General features: G+C 72.4%; 21 protein-coding genes. 10 read left to right on the top strand and 11 right to left on the bottom strand.

Annotated features, from left to right (window positions below; all coding sequences use genetic code 11):
* Positions 1 to 46 precede the first annotated feature (46 nt).
* The gene (gene wblA / locus GL259_RS38000) at positions 47 to 385 is read left to right on the top strand and encodes a transcriptional regulator WblA (protein ID WP_208026623.1); all 339 of its coding nucleotides are present in this window, start codon (positions 47 to 49) and stop codon (positions 383 to 385) included.
* A 109-nt stretch (positions 386 to 494) separates the two neighbouring features.
* Here the strand turns inward: wblA and GL259_RS21245 are convergent, their stop codons facing one another.
* Both GL259_RS21245 and GL259_RS21250 read right to left on the bottom strand, forming a co-directional pair.
* On the bottom strand, positions 495 to 1931 hold the full coding sequence (locus GL259_RS21245) for an ArsA family ATPase (protein ID WP_159534952.1): 1437 nt from the start codon (positions 1929 to 1931) through the stop codon (positions 495 to 497).
* 133 nt (positions 1932 to 2064) lie between these two features.
* Entirely contained in the window at positions 2065 to 3042 is a 978-nt protein-coding gene (locus tag GL259_RS21250) for an ArsA-related P-loop ATPase (RefSeq protein ID WP_159534953.1), read from the bottom strand.
* 150 nt (positions 3043 to 3192) lie between these two features.
* Between GL259_RS21250 and GL259_RS21255 the strand changes: the two genes are divergently transcribed.
* The 4 genes from GL259_RS21255 to GL259_RS21270 all read left to right on the top strand — a co-directional run bounded on the left by GL259_RS21255 (position 3193) and on the right by GL259_RS21270 (position 5904).
* A complete protein-coding gene (locus GL259_RS21255; RefSeq protein WP_142194045.1) occupies positions 3193 to 3354 on the top strand; it encodes a DUF4177 domain-containing protein in 162 nt (53 codons plus the stop codon).
* Positions 3351 to 3818: a RidA family protein gene (locus tag GL259_RS21260; RefSeq protein ID WP_159534954.1), complete on the top strand. Its 468-nt coding sequence runs from the start codon at positions 3351 to 3353 to the stop codon at positions 3816 to 3818. The genes GL259_RS21255 and GL259_RS21260 overlap by 4 nt, the downstream gene beginning before the upstream one ends.
* Positions 3819 to 4195: 377 nt before the next feature.
* Positions 4196 to 5077 (top strand): NUDIX domain-containing protein, encoded by an 882-nt coding sequence (locus tag GL259_RS21265; protein ID WP_159534955.1) that lies wholly within the window; start codon positions 4196 to 4198, stop codon positions 5075 to 5077.
* A complete protein-coding gene (locus GL259_RS21270; protein WP_159534956.1) occupies positions 5074 to 5904 on the top strand; it encodes an MBL fold metallo-hydrolase in 831 nt (276 codons plus the stop codon). The genes GL259_RS21265 and GL259_RS21270 overlap by 4 nt, the downstream gene beginning before the upstream one ends.
* A gap of 115 nt (positions 5905 to 6019) precedes the next feature.
* On the opposite strand, the gene GL259_RS21275 is transcribed toward GL259_RS21270, so the two are convergent.
* A complete protein-coding gene (locus tag GL259_RS21275) occupies positions 6020 to 6694 on the bottom strand; it encodes a Crp/Fnr family transcriptional regulator (protein WP_010031945.1) in 675 nt (224 codons plus the stop codon).
* 275 nt (positions 6695 to 6969) lie between these two features.
* Here GL259_RS21275 and nth point away from each other — a divergent pair, with 275 nt between their 5' ends.
* The 3 genes from nth (at position 6970) to GL259_RS21290 (ending at position 10234) form a co-directional block, all read left to right on the top strand.
* On the top strand, positions 6970 to 8109 hold the full coding sequence (gene nth / locus GL259_RS21280; RefSeq protein ID WP_159534957.1) for an endonuclease III: 1140 nt from the start codon (positions 6970 to 6972) through the stop codon (positions 8107 to 8109).
* 112 nt (positions 8110 to 8221) lie between these two features.
* Positions 8222 to 8917 (top strand): CoA pyrophosphatase, encoded by a 696-nt coding sequence (locus GL259_RS21285; protein ID WP_159538834.1) that lies wholly within the window; start codon positions 8222 to 8224, stop codon positions 8915 to 8917.
* A 117-nt stretch (positions 8918 to 9034) separates the two neighbouring features.
* Entirely contained in the window at positions 9035 to 10234 is a 1200-nt protein-coding gene (locus GL259_RS21290) for a MarP family serine protease (protein WP_159534958.1), read from the top strand.
* A 69-nt stretch (positions 10235 to 10303) separates the two neighbouring features.
* On the opposite strand, the gene GL259_RS38860 is transcribed toward GL259_RS21290, so the two are convergent.
* From GL259_RS38860 to GL259_RS21320, 6 genes are all read right to left on the bottom strand, one after another.
* The gene (locus GL259_RS38860) at positions 10304 to 10486 is read right to left on the bottom strand and encodes a hypothetical protein (protein WP_159534959.1); all 183 of its coding nucleotides are present in this window, start codon (positions 10484 to 10486) and stop codon (positions 10304 to 10306) included.
* A gap of 105 nt (positions 10487 to 10591) precedes the next feature.
* Entirely contained in the window at positions 10592 to 11557 is a 966-nt protein-coding gene (locus GL259_RS21300) for an alpha/beta hydrolase (protein ID WP_159534960.1), read from the bottom strand.
* Positions 11554 to 12042, bottom strand: a complete 489-nt coding sequence (locus GL259_RS21305) for a phage holin family protein (RefSeq protein WP_159534961.1) — start codon at positions 12040 to 12042, stop codon at positions 11554 to 11556. The genes GL259_RS21300 and GL259_RS21305 overlap by 4 nt, the downstream gene beginning before the upstream one ends.
* Positions 12043 to 12183: 141 nt before the next feature.
* On the bottom strand, positions 12184 to 13620 hold the full coding sequence (gene nhaA, locus GL259_RS21310) for a Na+/H+ antiporter NhaA (protein WP_159534962.1): 1437 nt from the start codon (positions 13618 to 13620) through the stop codon (positions 12184 to 12186).
* A gap of 242 nt (positions 13621 to 13862) precedes the next feature.
* The gene (acs, locus tag GL259_RS21315; RefSeq protein ID WP_159534963.1) at positions 13863 to 15818 is read right to left on the bottom strand and encodes an acetate--CoA ligase; all 1956 of its coding nucleotides are present in this window, start codon (positions 15816 to 15818) and stop codon (positions 13863 to 13865) included.
* A 206-nt stretch (positions 15819 to 16024) separates the two neighbouring features.
* The gene (locus GL259_RS21320; RefSeq protein ID WP_159534964.1) at positions 16025 to 18424 is read right to left on the bottom strand and encodes a SulP family inorganic anion transporter; all 2400 of its coding nucleotides are present in this window, start codon (positions 18422 to 18424) and stop codon (positions 16025 to 16027) included.
* Positions 18425 to 18755: 331 nt separating this feature from the next.
* Between GL259_RS21320 and GL259_RS21325 the strand changes: the two genes are divergently transcribed.
* Complete coding sequence (locus GL259_RS21325; RefSeq protein ID WP_159534965.1) at positions 18756 to 20027, top strand: hypothetical protein; 1272 nt, start codon at positions 18756 to 18758, stop codon at positions 20025 to 20027.
* A 3-nt stretch (positions 20028 to 20030) separates the two neighbouring features.
* On the opposite strand, the gene GL259_RS21330 is transcribed toward GL259_RS21325, so the two are convergent.
* A complete protein-coding gene (locus GL259_RS21330; protein ID WP_159534966.1) occupies positions 20031 to 21011 on the bottom strand; it encodes an ATP-binding protein in 981 nt (326 codons plus the stop codon).
* Positions 21012 to 21112: 101 nt separating this feature from the next.
* Between GL259_RS21330 and GL259_RS21335 the strand changes: the two genes are divergently transcribed.
* Positions 21113 to 21937, top strand: a complete 825-nt coding sequence (locus GL259_RS21335; RefSeq protein WP_159534967.1) for an oxidoreductase — start codon at positions 21113 to 21115, stop codon at positions 21935 to 21937.
* A gap of 409 nt (positions 21938 to 22346) precedes the next feature.
* On the opposite strand, the gene GL259_RS21340 is transcribed toward GL259_RS21335, so the two are convergent.
* Complete coding sequence (locus tag GL259_RS21340; RefSeq protein WP_159534968.1) at positions 22347 to 23180, bottom strand: HAD family hydrolase; 834 nt, start codon at positions 23178 to 23180, stop codon at positions 22347 to 22349.
* Positions 23181 to 23309 lie beyond the last annotated feature (129 nt).

The raw sequence follows: 23309 nt of genomic DNA on the forward strand, positions 1-23309 counted from the left end.
GCTGCCGCCGTGGGGGAGCCTCGATTCGGGAGAGGACGGCGCCGGTATGGGCTGGGTTACCGACTGGAGTGCGCAGGCTGCCTGCCGCACTACCGATCCGGATGAACTGTTCGTTCAGGGAGCAGCGCAGAACAGGGCCAAGGCGGTGTGCACCGGATGTCCGGTACGCACCGAATGCCTGGCCGACGCGCTGGACAACCGCGTCGAGTTCGGTGTGTGGGGAGGCATGACGGAACGTGAGCGCCGCGCACTGTTGCGCCGGCGGCCGACCGTGACCTCCTGGCGCAGGCTGCTGGAGACCGCGCGGACGGAGTACGAGCGGGGGACGGGTGTCGTCCCGCTCGACGACGACGAGGTGTACGAGAGCTACGCGGCGGTGGGCTGAGGCCCCTCGGGGCTTTCGCTCCCGTCCGGCGTTCCCGGTGCTTCGGGCGCTTCTGGTGCTTCCGGCGTCGTAGTGCGTCCCGGTCGTCCCGGTGCGCCCGGAGGGTGTGTCAGGCGGTCGTCTCGGATGCCTCGGGCGTCTCGGGGAGCTCCGGCCGGTTGGTCGCGAGCCGGTCGCCGATGTCCCGCAGGCCCGCGAGGTCGTGCACGTCGCCGGGCAGTGCGGCCACTTCCGTCACCGCCACCTCGGGGTGGAGCGCGGTGAAGCGGTCACGCGTGCGCTGCTCGCGCGAGAGCAGGTGCATCCGCTCGGCGTGCAGCCTCAGCAGGCCCGCGGCGAGCCGTTCGGCGGACCGCTCCGCCGCCGTCCTCGGGTCCGCCTCCGTGTCGCCGGTGCCGGTGTCGTCCGCGGTGGCGGGGGAGCCTCCGTCGGGGACGTCGTGAGCCGGCGCCTCCGGGGCACGAGCCGGTGCGGTGGGAGCGGGAGAGTCTGAACTGTCGTACGTTTCGGGGGAGTTACGAAGTCCAGCTTTCCCGTCCTCCTGATCCACAATGCCGGAGTCCTCAAGATTTTCCGCAGCGGCGAGCGCCCGTTCGGCCGACAGCCCGTCCGCGCCGCTGCCGTGGACCCGGTTGAGCACCAGACCGGCCAGCGGCATGCGCTCCGCGGCCAGCCGCTCCACGAAGTACGCGGCCTCGCGCAGCGCGTCCCGCTCCGGGGCCGCCACCACCAGGAACGCGGTCCCGGGCGCCTGGAGGAGCTGGTACGTGGCGTCCGCGCGCGTCCGGAACCCGCCGAACATCGAGTCCATCGCGGCCACGAACGTCTGCACGTCCTTGAGCAGCTGACCCCCGAGCACCTTCCCCAGGACGCCGGTCATCATCGACATGCCGACGTTCAGGAACTTCATCCCCGCGCGGCCGCCGACCTTCGCCGGGGCCAGCAGGACGCGGATGAACTTGCCGTCGAGGAAGGACCCGAGCCGCTTGGGCGCGTCCAGGAAGTCCAGCGCGGAGCGGGAGGGCGGGGTGTCGACGACGATGAGGTCCCACTCGTCCCGGGACCGCAGCTGGCCCAGCTTCTCCATCGCCATGTACTCCTGCGTGCCCGCGAAGCCCGCCGAGAGCGACTGGTAGAAGGGGTTGCCCAGGATCGCGGCGGCCCGCTCGGGATCCGCGTGCGCCTCGACGATCTCGTCGAAGGTGCGCTTCATGTCGAGCATCATCGCGTGCAGCTCGCCGCCCGCGGAGTCGTCGATGCCCTTCACCCGGCGGGGGACGTTGTCGAGGGAGTCGATGCCCATGGACTGGGCGAGCCGGCGGGCCGGGTCGATGGTGAGGACGACCACCTTGCGTCCCCGCTCGGCCGCGCGCAGGCCCAGCGCGGCGGCGGTGGTCGTCTTGCCGACCCCGCCCGAGCCGCAGCACACCACGATCCGGATGTCCGGATCGTCGATCAGCGGGTCGACGTCGAGCATGCGGGTGGGGGAGAGGTGGTGACGGGCGGCCGGGTCGTGTGCCTGCGCCGGTTCCGGACGACGACTCATGACATCCTCTGCTTCCCCTGTTTCCGGTGCTGACGGCTCGTGACGGGGCGGGTGCGGCGGTTCGGGGCGGGGCGGGGCCCGCGCGGTGCGACGGGCCGGACGGGGCGCCTCCCGGCCGCGCGGGCGGGGTCCGTCATGACACGCCCTGTTCGCGCAGTTCCCTGGCCAGCTCGTACAGACCGGCCAGGTCCATGCCCTCCGTGAACAGAGGGAGTTCGTGCAGCGGCAGGCCGAGGTCCGCCAGCACGGCGCGCTGTTCGGTCTCCAGCGCGTGCCGCTCGGCGTACTCCTCGGCCTGCGCGAGCAACGGGTCCACCAGCCGCTCGGCGTGTCCGCCGCGCCGCGCTCCGCCGAGGCCGGCGGACGACAGCGCCCGCGCGACGGAAGAACGCGGGACCGTCTCCAGGAGTTCCAGGTCGGCCGCGTCCAGCAGGCCGGGCCGCACCATGTTCACGATGACCCGCCCCACCGGCAGCCGGGCCGCACGCAGCTCGGCGATGCCGTCCGCGGTCTCCTGGACCGGCATCTCCTCCAGCAGGGTCACCAGGTGCACGGCCGTCTCCGGCGACTTCAGCACCCGCATCACGGCCTGGGCCTGATTGTGTATCGGGCCGATCTTGGCGAGCCCGGCGACCTCGTCGTTGACGTTGAGGAAGCGGGTGATGCGGCCGGTCGGCGGGGCGTCCATCACGACGTAGTCGTAGACGAACCGCCCGTCCCTGTCCTTGCGCCGCACCGCCTCGCACGCCTTGCCGGTCAGCAGGACGTCCCGCAGACCGGGCGCGATGGTGGTGGCGAAGTCGATCGCGCCGAGCTTGCGCAGGGCCCGTCCGGCGCTCCCCAGCTTGTAGAACATCTGGAGGTAGTCCAGAAGGGCCTGCTCGGGATCGATGGCGAGGGCGTACACCTCGCCGCCCCCGGAAGCGACGGCGATCTTCCGTTCCTCGTACGGCAGCGCCTCCGTCTCGAAGAGCTGTGCGATGCCCTGGCGGCCCTCGACCTCGACGAGGAGCGTCCGCTTCCCCTCCGTGGCCAGGGCCAGCGCGAGGGCCGCGGCCACCGTGGTCTTGCCGGTTCCGCCCTTGCCACTGACGACCTGGAGCCTGCTCACGCCTTCGAGCCTAATTCCTTCCCGCGCGCCCCGGCGGATCCGGGGGGCGGTTCCGGGGATTCGCGTCCCGGAGCCGCCGGGGCGCGGCCGGTGACGGCGCGGTCGCGGTCGCCGCCGGGACCGGGGACGGCAGCGGCTAGAGTCGGCCCCATGACCAAGTGGGAATACGCGACTGTGCCACTGCTCGTCCACGCCACGAAGCAGATCCTGGACACCTGGGGCGAGGACGGCTGGGAGCTCGTCCAGGTCGTGCCCGGGCCCAACAACCCCGAGCAGCTGGTGGCCTACCTGAAGCGGGAGAAGCAGGGATGAGCGCCGTCGAGGCCAAGCTGGCCGAGCTGGGCCTGACCCTGCCCGAGGTCGTCCCGCCGCTGGCCGCGTACCAGCCGGCCGTGCGGTCGGGGCGGTACGTCTACACCGCCGGCCAGCTCCCCATGGTGGACGGCCGGCTTCCGGTGACCGGCAAGGTCGGCGCGGAGGTCACGGCGGAGGAGGCGAAGGAGCTGGCGCGCGTCTGCGCGCTGAACGCCCTCGCGGCGGTCAAGTCCGTCGCCGGTGACCTGGACCGTGTCGCGCGCGTGGTGAAGGTCGTCGGCTTCGTCGCCTCCGCCGCCGACTTCACGGGCCAGCCTGCGGTCCTCAACGGCGCGAGCGAGCTGCTGGGCGAGGTCCTCGGCGACAAGGGCGTCCACGCGCGCAGCGCGGTGGGCGTCGCGGTGCTGCCGCTGGACGCACCGGTCGAGGTCGAGGTCCAGGTGGAGCTCACGGAGGCGTAGGCCCCCGGCGGACGGCGCCGTACCGGCCCGTCGGCCCACAGGCCCGCCGGTGCCGGGTCCGCCGTCCCGATCCCCGGGCCCGCCGTCCCGTCCCCGGCCTCCCCGCCCCACCGGAGCAGGGTCCGCCCCACCGGCACCCGGCCGCCGACGCGCGTGGCGGCCCCGCCGCGGGCCTCTGCCCACGCCCGGTGCCCGGGTGCCCGGTGCGGGCGCCGGACCGGACCGCCGCCCGGCCGGCCGGTACCGCTCCGCCGAGGCGGCGGGGACACGTCCGGTCCTCCCGGCGTCGCGCCGTGCGGAGTGCCGGGGCGGCGCTTCCCCCGCTCCCGTCCCGGTGGGCACTCGAACATCCGCCCGTCACGGGATAGCCTCCGGCCATGGCGAATGCGCAGGCTGGTGGGCAGTGGTACCCGCCGGAATGGCCGGACCGGATCCGTGCGCTCGCGGACGGCACGCTCACGCCGGTCGCGCCGAGGCGCGCGGCCACCGTCATGCTGCTCAAGGACGCCGGCGGCGAACCCGTCGTGCACATGCTGCGCCGGCGCGCCTCCATGGCCTTCGCCGGCGGCGCGTACGCCTATCCCGGGGGCGGCGTCGACCCGCGTGACGACGACCGTCACGTCCGCTGGGCGGGCCCCGCGCGCGCGTGGTGGGCCGAGCGGCTCGGCGTCGACGAGGCGGGGGCGCAGGCGATCGTGTGCGCGGCCGTGCGGGAGACGTACGAGGAGGCCGGCGTCCTGCTGGCCGGCCCGGCCCCCGACTCCGTGGTCGGTGACACCACGGGCGAGGACTGGGAGGCGGACCGTGCCGCGCTCGTCGCGCGGGAGACCTCCTTCGCGGAGTTCCTCGACCGTCGCGGACTGGTCCTGCGCTCGGACCTGCTCGGCGCCTGGACGCGCTGGATCACCCCCGAGTTCGAGCCGCGCCGCTACGACACCTGGTTCTTCGTCGCCGCGCTCCCCGAGGGGCAGCGCACCCGCAACGCCTCCACGGAGGCCGACCGCACGGTGTGGATCACCCCGCGCGAGGCGGCCGCCGCGTACGACCGGGGCGAGCTGCTGATGATGCCGCCGACCATCGCGACCCTGCGCCAGCTGACGGAGTACGGGACGGCGGCCCAGGCGCTCGAGGCGGCGCCCGCGCGTGATCTCACGCCGGTGCTGGCCACCGCGCGCCTGGGGGAGGGCGGGATCGTGCTCTCCTGGCCGGGACACGACGAGTTCACCAAACACATCCCGACGGGTGGAGCCCCCGCATGACGGACGCAAGCACCCTTCCCGGCCGGCCACGGGTCGGAGCCCTCTCCGGCCGTGCCACCCCACGCGCCGTCAACGTGCTGGCGCCCAACCCCTCGGCGATGACCCTGGACGGCACCAACACCTGGATCCTGGCGGAACCGGACTCCGGCCTCGCGGTCGTGGTCGACCCCGGCCCGCTGGACGAGGGACACCTGCGGAACGTCGTCGACACGGCGGAGCGGGCGGGACAGCGCGTCGCCCTCACCCTGCTGACGCACGGTCACCCCGACCACGCCGAGGGCGCCGCCCGGTTCGCCGAGCTGACCGGCACCAAGGTGCGGGCCCTGGACCCGGCGCTGCGGCTCGGGGACGAGGGGCTGGCCGCCGGTGACGTCGTCACCGTCGGGGGCCTGGAGCTGAGGGTCGTACCGACGCCCGGCCACACCGCCGACTCCCTCTCCTTCCACCTCCCGGCCGACCGGGCGGTCCTGACCGGCGACACCGTCCTGGGCCGCGGCACGACCGTGGTGGCCCATCCCGACGGCCGCCTCGGCGACTACCTGGACACGCTGCGCCGCCTGCGGTCCCTCACCGTCGACGACGGCGTCCACACGGTCCTGCCCGGCCACGGACCCGTCCTGGAGGACGCCCAGGGCGCCGTCGAGTACTACCTGGCCCACCGCGCCCACCGCCTCGCCCAGGTCGAGACGGCCGTCGAGGACGGCTACCGCACCCCGTCGGAGGTCGTCGCCCACGTCTACGCCGACGTCGACCGCTCGCTGTGGCCCGCGGCGGAACTGTCCGTGCGGGCCCAGCTGGAGTACCTCCAGGAGCACGGGATCATCTGACCGGCCGCGCCCCGGGCGGAAGCCCGGACGGCGCCCCGGGCAGGAGCCCGGACGCGACGGAGCCCCGCCTTCCGGGGGAAGCGGGGCTCGTGCGCCCGAGGAGTCGCGCCGTACGTCAGCGGGAGCGCTTCGCGAGGCGCTCGACGTCCAGGAGGATCACCGCACGGGCCTCCAGGCGCAGCCAGCCGCGCTGGGCGAAGTCCGCCAGGGCCTTGTTGACCGTCTCGCGGGACGCGCCGACCAGCTGGGCCAGCTCCTCCTGCGTGAGGTCGTGCACGACGTGGATGCCCTCCTCCGACTGCACGCCGAAGCGGCGGGAGAGGTCGAGCAGGGCGCGCGCGACACGGCCCGGGACGTCCGAGAAGACCAGGTCCGACATCGCGTCGTTGGTCTTGCGCAGCCGTCGTGCCACCGCCCGCAGCAGCGCCGTGGCCACCTCGGGGCGGGCGTTCAGCCAGGGCTGGAGGTCGCCGTGGCCGAGGCCGAGCAGCTTCACCTCGGTGAGCGCCGTGGCGGTCGCGGTGCGCGGGCCCGGGTCGAAGAGCGACAGCTCGCCGATCAGTTCGCCGGGGCCGACGACGGCGAGCATGTTCTCGCGGCCGTCGGGGGACGTGCGGTGCAGCTTGACCTTGCCTTCGGTGACCACGTAGAGCCGGTCGCCGGGGTCGCCCTCGTGGAACAGGGAGTCGCCCCGTGCCAGGGTCACCTCACTCATGGAGGCGCGAAGCTCCGCGGCCTGCTCGTCATCGAGCGCCGCGAAGAGCGGGTTCCGCCGCAGAACGTCGTCCACGAGTTCTCTCCTTGTCGACCTGCTCAGGGGATCTTGCGCCCCCACGTACCAGGGGACCGTGGTGCCCATTTTGCCGGACGGTCCAAACAGTGTGATCTGTCACAAGGATGCCGCACGGACCCGCCGGGGTAAGCGGCAGGGGTCCGATTGGACGCCGGTCACCGAGGTCCGGAGCGGATGTCGGTGCCGGGTCGTAGGCTGGCCGGGTGTCCAAATCGCCGGTGAGAGCACAGGCCGAGGGGGCTGCGCGAGTGGTGGTACGTCGCGATTCCGCTATGGGCGAACAGGACTCCGATGGCGGTAGGGAAACGGCGAAAGCGGCAAAGAGGGCCCCGGTGAGAAGGAAACCGACGGTACGCGCGAGCGGCGCGGCCGAGGAGAAGCCCGCGCCGACGGGGAAGGCGGCCGCCGAAGAGGCCGTGCCCGCCGGGAAAGCCGCGCCCGCGAAGGCGTCGGCGAAGAAGCCGGCGTCCGCGGGGAGGAGTGCGTCCGCGGGCAGGGCGGCCGCGCGCAGGGCGCCCGCCGGGAAGTCCGCCCCCGCCGGGAGGGTTCCGGCCGCCGGGAAGCCCCTCGTCGCCCCCGGGGAGACCGCCGCCGCCGTGCAGGGCGCCCCGACGAGGACCGTCGCCAAGCCGGTCAAGGAGGAGTCGCGCACCGCGCTCGTCCGCCGCGCGCGCCGCATCAACCGCGAGCTCGCCGAGGTGTTCCCGTACGCGCACCCCGAGCTGGACTTCGAGAACCCCTTCCAACTCCTCGTCGCCACGGTGCTCTCGGCCCAGACCACCGACCTGCGCGTCAACCAGACGACCCCCGCCCTCTTCGCGAAGTACCCCACCCCCGAGGACCTGGCCGCCGCCGATCCCGAGGAGGTGGAGGAGATCCTGCGCCCGTGCGGTTTCTTCCGCGCCAAGACCCGGTCGGTGATGGGGCTTTCCAGGATGCTCGCCGAGGACTTCGGCGGCGAGGTGCCGGGCCGGCTCGAGGACCTCGTGAAGCTGCCCGGAGTCGGCCGCAAGACCGCCTTCGTCGTGCTCGGCAACGCCTTCGGCCGTCCCGGCATCACCGTGGACACGCACTTCCAGCGCCTGGTGCGCCGCTGGCGCTGGACGGACGAGACCGACCCCGACAAGATCGAGGCCGCCGTCGGCGCGCTCTTCCCCAAGAGCGACTGGACCGACCTCTCGCACCACGTCATCTGGCACGGCCGCCGCATCTGCCACGCCCGCAAGCCCGCCTGCGGCGCCTGCCCCATCGCCCCGCTCTGCCCGGCGTACGGCGAGGGCGAGACGGACCCGGAGAAGGCGAAGAAGCTGTTGAAGTACGAGAAGGGCGGACTCCCGGGCCAGCGCCTGAAGCCGCCGCAGGCCTACCTGGACGCGGGCGGGCGGCCGGCCCCGCCGCTGGGGGCCGGATGACGGCGCGGCGCACGCGGCGGCCCGCGGAACGATCTCGGGGACGCCGGGCGTTGGACCCGTGGGACGCGGCGTGCGACGGGACACGGGACGGGACAGGACGGCGGGGGTGGCGATGACGCGTGCGAGTGATACCCAGGGCGGCCGGCTGACGCTCGACAGGGAGGGCCTGCCCGCCTGGCTGGACCCGGTGGCCCGCGCGGCGGAGACGGTCGCGCCGGGGCAGCTGAGCCGCTTCCTGCCCCCGGAGGACGGGGCGGGCCGCCAGTCCGCCGTCCTCGTCCTGTTCGGCGAGGGGGAGCGCGGCCCGGAGCTGCTGCTGATGGAGCGGGCGAGCTCGCTGCGCTCGCACGCCGGCCAGCCGTCCTTCCCCGGCGGCGCCCTCGACCCCGAGGACGGCGACCCGCAGGGCGACGGGCCGCTGCGGGCCGCTCTGCGCGAGGCCGAGGAGGAGACCGGGCTCGACCCGTCCGGGGTCCAGCTCTTCGGTGTCCTGCCGAAGCTCTACATCCCGGTCAGCGGCTTCGTCGTCACGCCCGTGCTGGGCTGGTGGCGGGTGCCCAGCCCGGTCGGCGTCGTGGACCCGAAGGAGACCGCCCGGGTCTTCACGGTCCCCGTGGCGGATCTCACCCACCCGGACAACCGGGTGACCGCGGTCCACCCCCGCGGCCACCGAGGTCCGGCATTCCTGGTCGAATCGGCCCTCGTGTGGGGCTTCACGGCCGGGATCATCGACCGGCTGCTGCATTTCGCCGGGTGGGAGCGCCCCTGGGACCACGACAGGCAGGTCCCGCTGGACTGGCGGGCGTGACAGGGTGGGCGCCGTGCCGTGCGCTCCGGGGGCGGACGACGGCGGCGGTCAGCGCCGTGTGCCCCCGGGCTCCGGCCGAACGGGAGCGACCGGAACGACGAGGCGAGGCGTGAAGCGTTGAACGTGCTGGACATCCTGTTGCTGGTCGCCGCCGTCTGGTTCGCGGTTGTCGGCTACCGCCAGGGGTTCGTCGTCGGCATCCTGTCGGTGATCGGATTCCTGGGCGGCGGCCTCGCCGCCGTGTACGTGCTGCCCGTCATCTGGGACGTCCTGACGGACAACTCCGAGGTCGGCACGGCCGCCGCCGTCGTCGCGGTCGTCGTGGTCATCGTCTGCGCCTCCGTCGGCCAGGCCCTGACCACCCACCTCGGCAACAAACTGCGCCGCTACATCACCTGGTCACCGGCCCGTGCGCTGGACGCCACCGGCGGCGCCCTGGTCAACGTCGTCGCCATGCTCCTGGTCGCCTGGCTGATCGGCTCGGCCCTCGCCGGTACGACGCTGCCGACGCTCGGCAAGGAGGTCCGCGGCTCCAGGGTGCTGCTCGGGGTCTCCCGGGCACTGCCCGACCGGGCCGACACCTGGTTCGCCGACTTCTCCTCCGTCCTCGCGCAGAACGGCTTCCCGCAGGTCTTCAGCCCGTTCGCCAACGAGCCGATCACCGACGTCCGGCCCCCGGACCCGGCCCTCGCGAACAGCGCCGTGGCCACCCGCGCCCAGCGTTCCATCGTCAAGGTCACGGGCACCGCCGCCGGGTGCGGCAAGGTCCTGGAGGGCACCGGCTTCGTCTTCGACGACCGCCGCGTGATGACCAACGCGCACGTCGTGGGCGGCGTCGACGAACCGGTCGTGCAGATAGGCGGCGAGGGCAGGAAGTACGACGCGACGGTCGTCCTCTACGACTGGAAGCGCGACATCGCCGTCCTCGACGTCCCCGACCTGAAGGCGCCCGTGCTGCGCTTCACCACCGAGGACGCGAGCAGCGGCGACAACGCGATCGTCGCCGGCTTCCCGGAGAACGGGGCGTACGACGTCCGTTCCGCGCGCGTGCGGGGGCGCATCACGGCCAACGGCGCGGACATCTACCGCCGGGGCACGGTCCGCCGCGACGTGTACTCCCTGTACACGACCGTCCGTCAGGGCAACTCCGGCGGACCGCTGCTGACCACCGAGGGGGAGGTCTACGGCGTCATCTTCGCGAAGTCCAGGGACGACGCGGAGACCGGCTACGCGCTCACCGCGGACGAGATCCGGGAGGACATCGCCAAGGGCCGCACCGCGAACCAGCAGGTGGACAGCGACAGCTGCGCGCTCTAGGAACGCCGGGGGAGGCCCACGGACGGCCGGCTGCCCGGGCGGGGACCGGCCGCTCGGGCGGAGGTCCGGTCAGCCGCGCGGATGACGCAGACGTACCGAGACCCAGCGGGCCCGACGGCGGAGGATGCGCGGGATTCCCACCCTGAGGTCCGTACCTGCCATCTGCGGTGCACCGCCTCGCTGGTGGGAACCCATACCGCCCGCCGAGCGGCGGGTGCGGCTTGCGTCACTGTAGTCGTGCGTCCAGCCCATACCCCGACGTCTGCCCCCGCCCCATGGTCGATAACCGCCCCGCGGGCTTCCAATTGGCCTATGCGCCGGGCAATTGGCCGATCGTCATACGGGTGTTCAGTCCGCTCACCGGTCCGGTTCGGGATCCTTCAGCCAGTTGACCAGCTCGGTCGAGAAGGCGACCGGGTCCTCCTCGTGCGGGAAGTGCCCGAGCCCGTCGAACAGCCGCCAGCGGTAGGGCGCTTCGACGTACTGCCCGGACCCGGCGGCGCTGCGCGTGCGCATCACGGGGTCCAGCGAACCGTGCAGGTGCAGCGTCGGCACCCGCACCGGCCGCTTCATCCGGCGGTTGAACTGGAAGCCGTCCGGGCGGGCCAGCGAGCGCACCATCCAGCGGTACGGCTCGATCGAGCAGTGCGCCGTGGACGGGATGCACATGGCCCGCCGGTAGTTCTCCAGCGCCTCCTCGTCCGGCAGCCGCGGCCCGGACCAGTCCCGGATGAGTTTGGCCACCATCGCCCCGTCGTCCGCGGTGAGCCGGCGCTCCGGGATCCAGGGCCGCTGGAACCCCCAGATGTGCGCCATGGCGGCCGACTGCCGGGCGTCGGAGAGCATCGCCGACCGCCAGCGCCGTGGATGCGGCATGGACGCGACCGCCAGCCGCCGCACGAGCTTGGGGCGCATCGCCGCCGCCGTCCACGCCAGGTATCCGCCCAGGTCGTGGCCGACCAGCGCGGCGTCCGGCTCGCCGAGGGAGCGGATCACCCCGGTGATGTCCAGGGCGAGGTTGGCCGGGTCGTAACCGCGCGGTGTGCGGTCGCTGCCGCCGACGCCCCGCAGGTCCATGGCGACCGCCCGGAACCCGGCGTCGGCGAGTGCCGTCAGCTGGTGCCGCCAGGTCCACCAGAACTGCGGGAAGCCGTGCAGCAGCAGCACCAGCGGTCCGTCGCCCAGTTCCGCGATGTGGAAGCGGGCGCCGTTGGCGGCGACGTCCCGGTGGACCACCCCGGCACCGCCGGGGATGCCGAGGCGTACGGCCGAGCCGGCTTGCGGTGCGGGGGGTGGTCCCGAAGGGGTGGAGGTGCCCGTCATGAGGACGAGCGTGCCACAGCCTCGATGGCCGGGGCGCCCCGGTCCTCCGGCAGCTCGGGGCGCGGGTGCGGCTTGGCCTTCTGCAGCACGCCCGCCGTCTCCTTCATCGAGGCGGCGACCTTCTGCGGTCCCCGGCCCTTCTTGGCCTTCTTCGCGAAGAGGACGCCGATCAGCGCGAGGACCAGCGCGATCAGGACGTTCGCCGCGAAGGAGAGCAGGAAGCAGAGCGCGAGGTTCCAGCCGCTCCAGGTGCGGATGCCGTAGGCCAGCGCGAAGTTCAGCATCGGCAGGGAGAACAGGAGCAGCAGGCCGGCCGCCGTGAACGCGCCGCCGCTGGTCGCGCCCCGCTTGACGTCCTGCTTGAGCTGCGCCTTCGCCAGCGCGATCTCGTCGTGCACCAGCGCCGACATGTCCGCCGTGGCCGAGGCGAACAGCTGGCCGATGCTGCGTTCGGCGCCGACCGGGCTGCCGTCGGGTGCGCTCATCGCGGTCTCCCTCTTCTGCGTACTTCTGCGTGCCTGCGCGTACGGTTCAGTCTGCCGTCCGACGGTCCGTGTACGACCGCCTGCGTCCGGCCGCTCGCGTGCGGCCGGACGCAGTCCTGTCTTTTGTACCGTCTCGTCAGATCATGCCGGACCCTCGTGGTCCTCGCCTGCCCTGCCCGCCACTTCGGCAAGCCTGTCCCGCTCGGCGGCCTTCTCCCGGGCGAGTCGCCGGTGCTCTGCGGCCTTGCGCTCGTGGATCTCCGCCATGCGCAGGTGGTACGCCGGGTCGTCCTGCTCGTAGATGTCCGGGACTCCGCTGAGGTCCTCGTCGCGATCCTCCTCCTCGGTCAGCCTGCGGTACCTGGCGTTCCGCACCCTCAGCAGCACCGTCGCGACGCCGGTGGCGATCAGCGAACCGGTCAGCACGGCGGCCTTGACGCTGTCGGTCATGGACGCGTCGCCCTCGAAGGCGAGTTCGCCGATGAGCAGCGAGACGGTGAAGCCAATCCCGGCGAGGGTCGCCACGGCGAACACGTCCGCCCAGGCGAGGTCGTCACTGAGCGAGGCCCGGGTGAAACGGGCCGTCAGCCAGGTGCCGCCGAAGATCCCGAGCGTCTTGCCGACGACGAGTCCGAGCACGACGCCGAGCGTCTCGGGCTGGGTGAACACGTTCGCGAGCGCGCTGCCGGAGATGGTCACGCCCGCGCTGAACAGGGCGAACAGCGGGACCGCGAGGCCCGCCGAGAGCGGCCGGACGAGGTGTTCGACGTGCTCGCCCAGGGACTGCTCCTCGCCCTCGCGGCGGTGGCAGCGCAGCATCAGGCCCATGGCCACACCGGCGATGGTGGCGTGGATGCCGCTGTTGTACATCAGCCCCCACACGACGAGCGCGAGCGGGACGTACACGTACCAGCCGCGCACGCCCTTGCGCAGCAGCAGCCAGAAGACGGCCAGGCCCGCGGCCGCGCCGCCGAGCGCGGCGAAGTTCAGGTCGTCGGTGAAGAAGACCGCGATGATCAGGATCGCGAACAGGTCGTCGACGACGGCGAGGGTGAGCAGGAAGGCGCGCAGCGCGCTCGGCAGGGAGGTGCCGATGACGGCGAGCACGGCGAGGGCGAAGGCGATGTCGGTGGCGGTGGGCACGGCCCAGCCGGCCGGCGAGCCGCCGCCGGCGAGGTTGGTGAGGGTGTAGACCAGCGCCGGTACGGCCATGCCGCACAGGGCCGCGACCACGGGCAGCGCGGCCGCCTTCGGGTCCCTGAGGTCACCGGCGACGAGTTCGCGTTTGAGCTCGATCCCGGCGACGAAGAAGAAGATCGCGAGCAGTCCGTCGGCCGCCCAGTGCGCCACGGACAGATTCAGGCCGAGGGCCTCGATGCCGAAGTGGAAGTGGCTGACGCTCTCGTAGCTGTCGTGCAGCGCGGGCACGTTCGCCCAGACCAGCGCGGCGACGGCGGCGAGGAGGAGCAGGACACCACCGACGGTCTCGGTGCGCAGCGCGTCCGCGACGAACGTCCGCTCGGGCAGGGAGAGGCGTCCGAAGGCCTTGCGGGGGCTGGGGGTGCGGGGCGCGGTCACGGGTGGGTCCTCTGGTCGTCGGGCAACACGAATCGCGTGCCGACCAGACTTCCCGGCGCTCCATGAGACAGCTTTATCCTTAGCTTACCTAACGTGCTTGCGGGGCGCATCGGGAGGACTCCCGGTCGCGTGCCGCCGACGTGCCGCACGGGGCACCCGGCGGGTGCCGGGTGCCCCGTGCGGCGGTGAGCAGTCGGGTGACCGGTTCCTCGGTGACCGGTCCGTGACCGGTCCGTGTCCGCTCAGTCCTCGCCGGGCGCCTGGGGCAGCTTGGCCTGGATCAGGTCCATCACCGTGGAGTCGGTGAGCGTGGTGACGTCGCCGAGCTGGCGGTTCTCCGCCACGTCCCGCAGCAGACGGCGCATGATCTTGCCGGAGCGGGTCTTCGGCAGCTCGGCCACCGGCAGGATCCGCTTGGGCTTGGCGATCGGCCCGAGCGTGGCACCCACGTGGTTGCGCAGCTCGCCGACCAGGTCGTCGCTCTCCGCCGCCGTGCCGCGCAGGATCACGAAGGCGACGATCGCCTGCCCGGTGGTCTCGTCCGCCGCGCCGACCACGGCCGCCTCGGCCACCGACGGGTGGGAGACGAGCGCGGACTCGACCTCGGTGGTGGAGATGTTGTGCCCGGACACCAGCATCACGTCGTCGACCCGGCCGAGCAGCCAGATGTCGCCGTCGTCGTCCTTCTTGGCGCCGTCGCCGGCGAAGTACTTGCCCTCGAAGCGGGACCAGTACGTGTCGATGAACCGCTGGTCGTCGCCCCAGATGGTGCGCAGCATCGACGGCCACGGCTCGGTGAGCACCAGGTAGCCGCCGCCGCCGTTCGGCACCTCGCCCGCCTCGTCGTCGACGACGGTCGCGCAGATGCCGGGCAGCGGGGTCTGGGCGGAGCCGGGCTTGGCCCCGGTCACGCCCGGCAGCGGCGAGATCATGATGCCGCCGGTCTCGGTCTGCCACCAGGTGTCCACCACCGGGGTGCGGTCCGCGCCGATGTTCTTGCGGTACCAGATCCACGCCTCGGGGTTGATCGGCTCACCGACGGAACCGAGCACCCGCAGCGAGGACAGGTCGAACTTCGCGGGGATGTCGTCGCCCCACTTCATGAACGTCCGGATCGCGGTGGGCGCGGTGTAGAGGATCGTCACGCCGTACTTCTGCACGATCTCCCAGAAGCGGCCCTGGTGCGGGGTGTCCGGCGTGCCCTCGTACATGACCTGGGTGGCGCCGTTGGCGAGCGGGCCGTAGACGATGTACGAGTGCCCGGTGACCCAGCCGACGTCGGCCGTGCACCAGTACACGTCGGTCTCCGGCTTGAGGTCGAAGACGGCCCAGTGGGTGTACGCGGTCTGGGTGAGGTAGCCGCCGGAGGTGTGCAGGATGCCCTTCGGCTTGCCCGTCGTGCCCGAGGTGTACAGGATGAACAGCGGGTGCTCGGCCCCGAACGCCTCCGGGGTGTGCTCGGCGCTCTGCCGTTCGACCAGGTCGTGCCACCACACGTCGCGGCCCTCGGTCCAGGCGACGTCCTGGCCGGTGCGGCGGACGACGAGGACGTGCTCGACGCTCTCCACGCGTCCGACGGCCTCGTCCACGGCCGGCTTGAGCGCGGAGGGCTTGCCGCGCCGGTAGCCGCCGTCGGCGGTGATGACGACCCTGGCGTCGGCGTCCTGGATGCGGGTCGCGAGCGCGTCCGCGGAGAAGCCGCCGAAGACGACGGAGTGCGCGGCGCCGATGCGGGCGCAGGCCAGCATCGCGATCGCCGTCTCCGGGATCATCGGCATGTAGACGGCGACCCGGTCGCCCTTGCGGACCCCCAGCTCGAGCAGGGCGTTGGCCGCCCTGGAGACCTCGTCCTTGAGCTGGGCGTAGGTGAGGGAGCGGCTGTCGCCCGGCTCGCCCTCGAAGTGGATGGCGACCCGGTCGCCGTGACCGGCCTCCACGTGCCGGTCGACGCAGTTGTAGGCGACGTTGAGCTCGCCGTCCTTGAACCACTTGGCGAACGGCGGGTTCGACCAGTCGAGGGTCTCCGTGGGCTCCTTGGCCCAGGTCAGCCGGCGGGCCTGCTCGGCCCAGAAGCCGAGCCTGTCAGCCTTGGCCTGTTCATACGTCTCCGCCGTGACGTTGGCGTTCGCGGCCAGGTCGGCGGGGGGCGTGAAACGACGCTCCTCCTTCAGAAGGTTGGCCAGGCTTTCATTGCTCACGGCATCTGCCTTTCCCGGTGTCCGTTGTGTCCCAGGCCACAGCTCATCAGACCTGGGGGTGCGCTGACAAGGGTCGACGGCAAACTGGTTTAGACCTGTTGGGTGGAGAGAGGTGAGGTCACCGTCGTCCCGGTCATCCGTTCCCACGGACCCCGGAGCAAGCCGGTTCAAGCGGTGTAACGCCTCTCACACCCGGACGGGCCCCCTCACACCGCCAGGTCCACCGCGCGCACCCGGTCGAACACCCCCTCCCCGTCCCGCTCCGTGAGGAGGTACGCCTGCGCCTCGCCCACGTGGAAGTAGAGCCCGTGCAGTTCCAGGGCCCCTTTCTCCAGGGCCCGGGCCACCGAGGCGTGGGCGCGCAGGTGCTCCAGCTGCTGGACCACGTTGGTCAGGCACAGCTGCTCGACCGCGTCGGCGGGCGCCCGCCCGGCCAGCCGCGCCCAGGACCTGTTCGCGTCGCCCATGTGCTCCAGACTCGGCAGCCCGTGCCGCAGCCACCGTCTCAGCGGGGTCTCGGCGCCGTCCGGATCCGAGTCGAGCAGCGCCTGCATCGCGCCGCACCCCGAGTGGCCGCACACGGTGATCGACCGCACCGCCAGCACCTCCACGGCGTACTCGATGGCGGCCGCCACCGAGTCGTCGCCGCTCTCCTCGCCGGGCGGCGGCACGAGGTTGCCGACGTTGCGCACCACGAACAGGTCCCCCGGACCACTGGACGTGATCATCGAGGTCACCAGCCGGGAGTCGGCGCAGGTCAGAAACAGCTGCGTGGGCCGCTGTCCCTCGCGCGCCAGCCGGGCCAGCTCACCGCGCACCAGGGGAGCGGTGTTGCGCTGGAACGTGCTGATGCCCCGCACCAGTTCGTGTCCGCCGGTGCCGGACGGCTCCGGCTCGTCCTCGTCGGGCGCGCTCGGCCCTGCGCCGCCCGGTCCGGACTGCGGGCGTTCGCACTGGTGGTTGCGCCAGGCCGTCCAGGGCCGGCAGCGGCAGTCGGCGCCGGACGCGCCGCTCTCCTCGGTCCCGTCCTCCGGGTGGTGGCCGGTGAGGGTCGCGGGCTCGGCGATCCGGATCCCGGCACGGCGGCCGGTGATCTCCACGGTGCCGCCCCGCGCGGTGTGGGTGCTCTGCCAGTCCTGCAGCGTCTCGTACGCCGCGTGGTCCATGAACGATCCGTCCAACGCCACCACGGCGTCGGCCCCGTGCGGGACGAGATGCAGGGCGCGGCTGAGCCGCGGCACCGCGAGGAACGTCAACTGCCCTCGTACGTGGACGTGGTGGACCCCCTCCCGCTCCTCGTGCGTGATACGGGTGCGGGTGAGGCGGTGCAGGGCCACGCCGACGGCCACGGCGATGCCCAGCGCCACGCCCTCCAGGACGCCGAGGGACACCACGCCGAGGGTGGTGGCGGCGTAGACCAGGACCTCGCGGTGGCGGGTCACCGTGCGGATGTGGTGCAGGGACACCATCTGGATGCCGACGGCCATCACCAGGGCGGCGAGCGAGGCGAGCGGGATGAGCTCCAGGAGCGGCACCATCAGCAGCGCGGCGACCACGACGAAAGCGCCGTGCAGCATCGTGGAGTTCCGGCTCACGGCGCCCGCGTGCACGTTCGCGGAACTGCGGACGGCCACCCCGGCCACGGGCAGTCCGCCGAGGGAGCCGGAGACGATGTTGGCCGCGCCCTGTCCGAGCAGTTCGCGGTCCAGGTCGGACCGCCCCACGCGGGCGGGACCGGGGCGGTTGGACGCCAGCTTGTCCACGGCGACCGCGCCGAGCAGCGACTGCACGCTGCACACCAGCGTCGTCGTGAGCACGGCGGCGGCGAGGCCGAGCACCGGACCGTCGGGCAGACCGGCCAGGGCGTGGTTGCGCCAGGACGGCAGCTCCACCTTGGGCAGGACGAGGCCGGCCGCGGCGGCCACCGCGGTGGCCCCGGTGACGGCGACGAGCGCGGCCGGGACCGCGCGGGCGACGCGTCCGGCCCGGCCGGGCAGCCGGGGCCACAGCAGCAGCAGCGCCAGCGTCAGCACGCTCACCGACAGGGCCGCGGGGTGCAGGTTCGCCAACTGGGCGGGGAGCGCGCGGAGGTTGTCGGGGACGGAGCTCTGCGGGGTGCCGCCGAGGACGATGTGCAGCTGGGCGACGGCGATGGTGACGCCGATGCCGGCGAGCATGCCGTGCACGATGGCGGGGCTGACGGCGAGCGCGCCGCGCGCCACCCGCAGACATCCCAGGCCGAGCTGGGCGAGTCCGGCGAGCACGGTGATGGCGCAGGTCGTCCGCCAGCCGTACTGCTGGATGAGGTCGGCGGTGACGACGGTGAGCCCGGCGGCCGGGCCGCTCACCTGGAGCGGGGAGCCGCCGAGCCGCCCGGCGACGAGTCCGCCCACGGCGGCGGCGACCAGTCCGGCCTGGAGCGGCGCGCCGGTGGCGAGGGCGATGCCGAGGGACAGGGGAAGGGCGATCAGGAAGACCGCGATCGAGGCCGACAGGTCGGCGCCCGCGATGCGGAAGCGCCGCGGTCCGGTCGGCGGGCTGTGGGGCGGGTGGGTGCGCTCGGTCCGGTCCGAGTCGGCGGTGCGGGCGGGAACGCAGGCTGACATGGTCTCCCGTCTCCTCCAGGTCTGCGCGGTCGCGGAAAGGGTGGGCCCCGCACGGGGCGGGGTGGTCGCGGCCGTGGGGCACGGCGTAGATCGGCGGGATGCATCAACAATCAGTAAACGGATCGTAATTGAGAGTAAAGGTCGAGCATAGACTTTCCGGGCAAATGGACTAATCAATCATTCTCGCGAGTGAAGCGGTCATTTCATCGGCTTGTCGTACTTATTCCTTCTCGGTTCCGTGCGACGTTGGCGGCGCCGTCGGTCCGGGCCGGCGCGGCACCAGACATCGCCCCCATCGGGGTCGGTCCGAGAGAAGGAAGAAGGTGGGCGGATGGCCGCCACCCACAGGATCGCCGCGGGCACCGTCGTCGCCGCGGTGTGCGTCGTCTCGCTGGCCGGCTGCGGGACCGGCACCGACGGCCCCCGCGAGCGGGAAGGGGGCCGGGAGAAGGCCGGGCCGGCCCCCGCGCCGAAGAACGTCGTCCGGCTGATCGGCGACGGCTCCACCGCGTACACCGGGGCGCAGCCGCGCCTGCCCCGGCCCGAGCGGCTGAAGCCGGGCGAGAGGCCGCCGCAGTTCGTCGTCTTCTCCTGGGACGGGGCGGGCGAGGACAGCCAGAAGCTCTTCTCCCACTTCCGCGGGGTCGCCAAGGAGAACAACGCGACCATGACGTACTTCCTGAGCGGCGTGTACCTGCTCCCGGAGGAGAAACGCCACCTGTACCGCCCGCCGCGGCACTCCCCGGGCCGCTCCGACATCGGTTTCAACGACCGGCAGGGCATCGCCGACACCGTGAAGCAGCTGCGCCTGGCCTGGCTGGAGGGCAACGAGATCGGCACCCACTTCAACGGGCACTTCTGCGGCAGCGGCGGCGGGGTCGGCGAGTGGTCGGTGGCGGAGTGGAAGGACGAGATCGCCCAGGCCAAGCGTTTCGTGAAGACCTGGAAGACCAACACCGGCATGAAGAGCAAGGCCCCGCTGCCCTTCGACTACGACGAGGAGCTCATCGGCGCCCGCACCCCGTGCCTGGAGGGGCGGAAGAACTTCATGAGGGCCGCCCGCGACCTGGGCTTCCGCTACGACACCAGCGGGGTCAACAACCAGGTGTGGCCGAAGAAGGAACGCGGTCTGTGGGACCTGTCGATGCAGCTCGTGCCCTTCCCCGGGCACTCCTTCGAGCAGCTCACCATGGACTACAACTTCATGGTCAACCAGTCCGGCACCACCACCCAGGGCGACCCGGACAAGCACGAGATGTGGGGCGATCAGATGCGCGACGGCCTGCTCCGGGGCTTCGAACGGGCCTACCGCGGCAACCGCGCGCCCCTGATCATCGGCAACCACTTCGAGTCCTGGAACGGCGGCACCTACATGCGCGCCGTCGAGGAGGTCATCGAGGCGGTGTGCACCAGGTCCGAGGTGCGCTGCGTCTCCTTCCGGCAGCTCGTGGACTGGCTGGACGCCCAGGACCCGAAGACACTGGCGAAGCTGCGCACCCTGGACGTCGGCGAGGCCCCGAAGCGGGGCTGGAAGTCCTTCCTGTCCGGCGCTCCCGCCCCGGCCCCCAAGGGCGTGCCCGGGGCGCCGGCGGCGAAGCGGTGAGCGTCAGACGGGCGCCGTGACCCTCTCGCCGAGCACGAAGTCCGGGTCGACCTGCGCGGCCAGGTCGGCCCCGGTGCGCTCGTTGCCCCACGACCGGGCGTTCTTCAGGTGGAAGTGCACCATCTGGCGGGTGTAGCGCTCCCCGTCGCGGAGCCGGTACGTCGCGTCGGCGGCCGTGTGCAGCAGGCGCAGGGCCCGGCGGTTCGGCTCCTCCAGGAGCGGGAAACGGGGCGGCCGGCCCTTCTCCATGGCCCTGACCCAGTCCGAGTGCCCCACCGTCACGAGCAGGTCGTCCCCGACCTCCGCGCGGAGGAAGTCGAGGTCGTCCGGACCCTGCACCTTGTTGCCGACGACCTTCAGGGTGACGCCGAAGTCGTGGGCGTACTCCTTGTACTGGCGGTAGACGGAGACCCCCTTCCGGGTCGGCTCGGCCACCAGGAACGTGATGTCGAAGCGGGTGAACAGGCCGGAGGCGAAGGAGTCCGAACCGGCCGTCATGTCCACCACGACGTACTCGCCGGGGCCGTCCACCAGGTGGTTCAGGCACAGCTCCACCGCTCCGGTCTTGGAGTGGTAGCAGGCGACCCCCAGGTCGGCGTCCGTGAAGGAGCCGGTGACCATCAGACGGACGGCCCCGCCGTCGAGTTCCACCGGCCGTGCGCAGGCGTCGTAGACCGGGTTGTCCTCGCACACCCGCAGCAGCCGGGAGCCCGCACCGGGCGGCGTCGTCTTGATCATCGTCTCGGCGGACGCGATGCGCGGATTGGTGCCGCGCAGGTAGTCCTTGATCAGCGGCAGGTGGTCGCCCATCGCGGGCAGCGCGGCCGCCTCCGCCTCGTCGAGGCCCAGCGCGGCTCCCAGGTGCTGGTTGATGTCGGCGTCGACCGCGACGACCGGGGCGCCCTCGGCCGCGAGGTGACGGATGAACAAGGAGGACAGGGTCGTCTTTCCGCTGCCGCCCTTTCCAACGAAAGCAATTTTCATGTTCACTAAGGGTAGTGGACGAGTGGCCGTAGGTGGCGGTCGGGCGTGAAGAAGACCACTCCATCGTGGGGCCGGCGCCCGGGGTGCGTAGTGTCGTACTCATGAGTACGACAGGCGCGACCGCCGACCCCCTCGCGGCCCTGGGCTCCCTGCCGGGAGTGGCCGACTCCGTGGAGTCCGTGCGCAAGGCCGTGGACCGGGTCTACGGGCACCGGGTCATGCGGCGGCGCAGCAACGAGATCACCTCCGAGGCGGCGCTGCGCGGCGCCCGCGGCTCGGCGGCGCTCGCGGGCGCGGACTGGGCCCTGGAGGAGGTGCGCCGGCGCAGCGACTTCGGCGGCGACGCCGAGGCGCGCACGATGGGCGCGGCCCTGCGCCTGAGCGCCGAGGCGGGCCAGCTGCTGTCCATCTGGCGGCAGTCGCCCCTGAGGGTGCTGGCCAGGCTGCACCTGGTGGCGGCGGCCGACAGGGCCGAGCAGGTCGGGCGGCCCCGGCAGGAGGGCGAGGCGGTCGACGAGCCCCTGATCGGGCTCGGGCTGCCGAGCGCCGCGGAGGCGCACGGCCGGCTGGAGGGGCTGTCCGGACTGATCATCGCGGGCGGTTCCGCCCCGGCGCTGGTGACGGCCGCCGTCGTCCACGGCGAGCTCCTCGCCCTGCGTCCCTTCGTCTCCCACAACGGCCTGGTCGCGCGGACCGCCGAACGGATCGTCCTGGTCGGCAGCGGTCTCGACCCGAAGGCGGTCTGCCCGGCCGAGGTGGGACACGCCGAACTGGGGCGCGAGGCCTATCTGGCGGCCCTGGAGGGCTACGTCTCCGGCACGCCCGAGGGCGTGGCCGCGTGGATCGCCCACTGCGGGCGCGCGATCGAGCTCGGGGCGCGCGAGTCGACGGCGGTGTGCGAGGCGCTCCAGCGCGGAGCGGCGTGACACGCGTGGGGTGAGAAAGGAAAAGGCCCCGTAAGAGGGGCCTCGCGCGAATGCGGCGGTACGAGAACTCGTACCGCCGCTGGCATGTCCACCGGGTTACCAAGCGTCCTCGATATGTGCCCATCAGGTCGGGGACTTTGCCCGTCACCTGGTGCGGCTGGCCCGTAATCGACGGGTCGACGTCGCGTGGGTGCCCGGTGTCCATGCTCGGTCCGTGGGGCCAAATGCGTTGTGAAGGTGATCCTCTCGGATGTCCTTGGTCTCGCGGGCCGTTGAGTCCTTTGTACTCCAGGAATGAAGTGAGTGGAAGTCCTGGCCCTGCTTCTTTACTTTTAGGTTCAAAGACGCGTCAAACGGACATCGCCGTGCGGGGCGGCCGGCGGTGGGCGGGGCGTTGTCCGCGACGCGGTCAGGCCGCGGGCGCGCGGCGTCGGCTGGCGTACCAGACGAGGCCCGCGGTGGCCGCGGCGGCCCCTATGGCGGCCGCCGCGACCAGGGCGGGGCGCGGCGGCACGGAGAACGCGGGGAAGCGCTGTTTGAGCCGGACGGGCCGGTGGAAGTCCAGGATCGGCCACTCGCGCGCGAGGGCCTCCCGGCGCAGCGCGCGGTCCGGGTTCACGGCGTGCGGGTGGCCCACGGACTCCAGCATCGGCACATCGGTCGCCGAATCGCTGTAGGCGTAGCAACGGGCCAGGTCGTAGCCCTCGGACTCGGCCAGCTCCCTGATCGCCTCGGCCTTCGTCGGGCCGTACGCGTAGTACTCCACCTCGCCGGTGAAGCACCCGTCGTCGCCCACCACCATGCGGGTGGCCACGACCCGGTCCGCGCCGAGCAGTTCGCCGATCGGCTCGACCACCTCGGCGCCGGAGGTGGACACGATCACGACGTCGCGGCCCGCGGTGTGGTGCTCCTCGATCAGGGTGGCGGCCTCGTCGTAGATGATCGGGTCGATCAGGTCGTGCAGCGTCTCGGCGACGATCTCCTTGACCTGCCGGACGTTCCAGCCGCGGCACAGCGCGGACAGGTACTTGCGCATCCGCTCCATCTGCTCGTGGTCGGCGCCGCCGGCCAGGAAGACGAACTGGGCGTATGCGGTGCGCAGGACCGCTCTGCGGTTGATCAGGCCGCCTTGGTAGAAGGACTTGCTGAACGTGAGTGTGCTCGACTTCGCAATGACCGTCTTGTCCAGGTCAAAGAAGGCGGCTGTGCGGGGCGACGAGTGGTTTTCCACGCCCCTGAGCATAGGTGCAGCCCATTCGGCGTAAGGTGGGGCGTGTGGGTTTGCCTGAGAGGGCTCTCGGGTACACCATGGAAGTCACGGATCGTTCGCGACCGTGCTAACCCGGTCCGGCTCCTCCCCCCCCCGAGTCGG

Origin of the sequence: Streptomyces sp. Tu 3180 (assembly GCF_009852415.1) — a bacterium.
Lineage (GTDB): Bacteria > Actinomycetota > Actinomycetes > Streptomycetales > Streptomycetaceae > Streptomyces.

Coding starts and splice junctions, on each gene's coding strand:
- wblA (WP_208026623.1), top strand. CDS start 47: ATGGGCTGGGTTACCGACTGGAGTGCGCAGGCTGCCTGCCGCACTACC.
- GL259_RS21245 (WP_159534952.1), bottom strand. CDS start 1,931: ATGAGTCGTCGTCCGGAACCGGCGCAGGCACACGACCCGGCCGCCCGT.
- GL259_RS21255 (WP_142194045.1), top strand. CDS start 3,193: ATGACCAAGTGGGAATACGCGACTGTGCCACTGCTCGTCCACGCCACG.
- GL259_RS21260 (WP_159534954.1), top strand. CDS start 3,351: ATGAGCGCCGTCGAGGCCAAGCTGGCCGAGCTGGGCCTGACCCTGCCC.
- GL259_RS21265 (WP_159534955.1), top strand. CDS start 4,196: ATGGCGAATGCGCAGGCTGGTGGGCAGTGGTACCCGCCGGAATGGCCG.
- GL259_RS21270 (WP_159534956.1), top strand. CDS start 5,074: ATGACGGACGCAAGCACCCTTCCCGGCCGGCCACGGGTCGGAGCCCTC.
- nth (WP_159534957.1), top strand. CDS start 6,970: ATGGGCGAACAGGACTCCGATGGCGGTAGGGAAACGGCGAAAGCGGCA.
- GL259_RS21285 (WP_159538834.1), top strand. CDS start 8,222: ATGACGCGTGCGAGTGATACCCAGGGCGGCCGGCTGACGCTCGACAGG.
- GL259_RS38860 (WP_159534959.1), bottom strand. CDS start 10,486: ATGGGCTGGACGCACGACTACAGTGACGCAAGCCGCACCCGCCGCTCG.
- GL259_RS21300 (WP_159534960.1), bottom strand. CDS start 11,557: ATGACGGGCACCTCCACCCCTTCGGGACCACCCCCCGCACCGCAAGCC.
- GL259_RS21305 (WP_159534961.1), bottom strand. CDS start 12,042: ATGAGCGCACCCGACGGCAGCCCGGTCGGCGCCGAACGCAGCATCGGC.
- GL259_RS21320 (WP_159534964.1), bottom strand. CDS start 18,424: ATGTCAGCCTGCGTTCCCGCCCGCACCGCCGACTCGGACCGGACCGAG.
- GL259_RS21325 (WP_159534965.1), top strand. CDS start 18,756: ATGGCCGCCACCCACAGGATCGCCGCGGGCACCGTCGTCGCCGCGGTG.
- GL259_RS21330 (WP_159534966.1), bottom strand. CDS start 21,011: ATGAAAATTGCTTTCGTTGGAAAGGGCGGCAGCGGAAAGACGACCCTG.
- GL259_RS21335 (WP_159534967.1), top strand. CDS start 21,113: ATGAGTACGACAGGCGCGACCGCCGACCCCCTCGCGGCCCTGGGCTCC.
- GL259_RS21340 (WP_159534968.1), bottom strand. CDS start 23,180: ATGCTCAGGGGCGTGGAAAACCACTCGTCGCCCCGCACAGCCGCCTTC.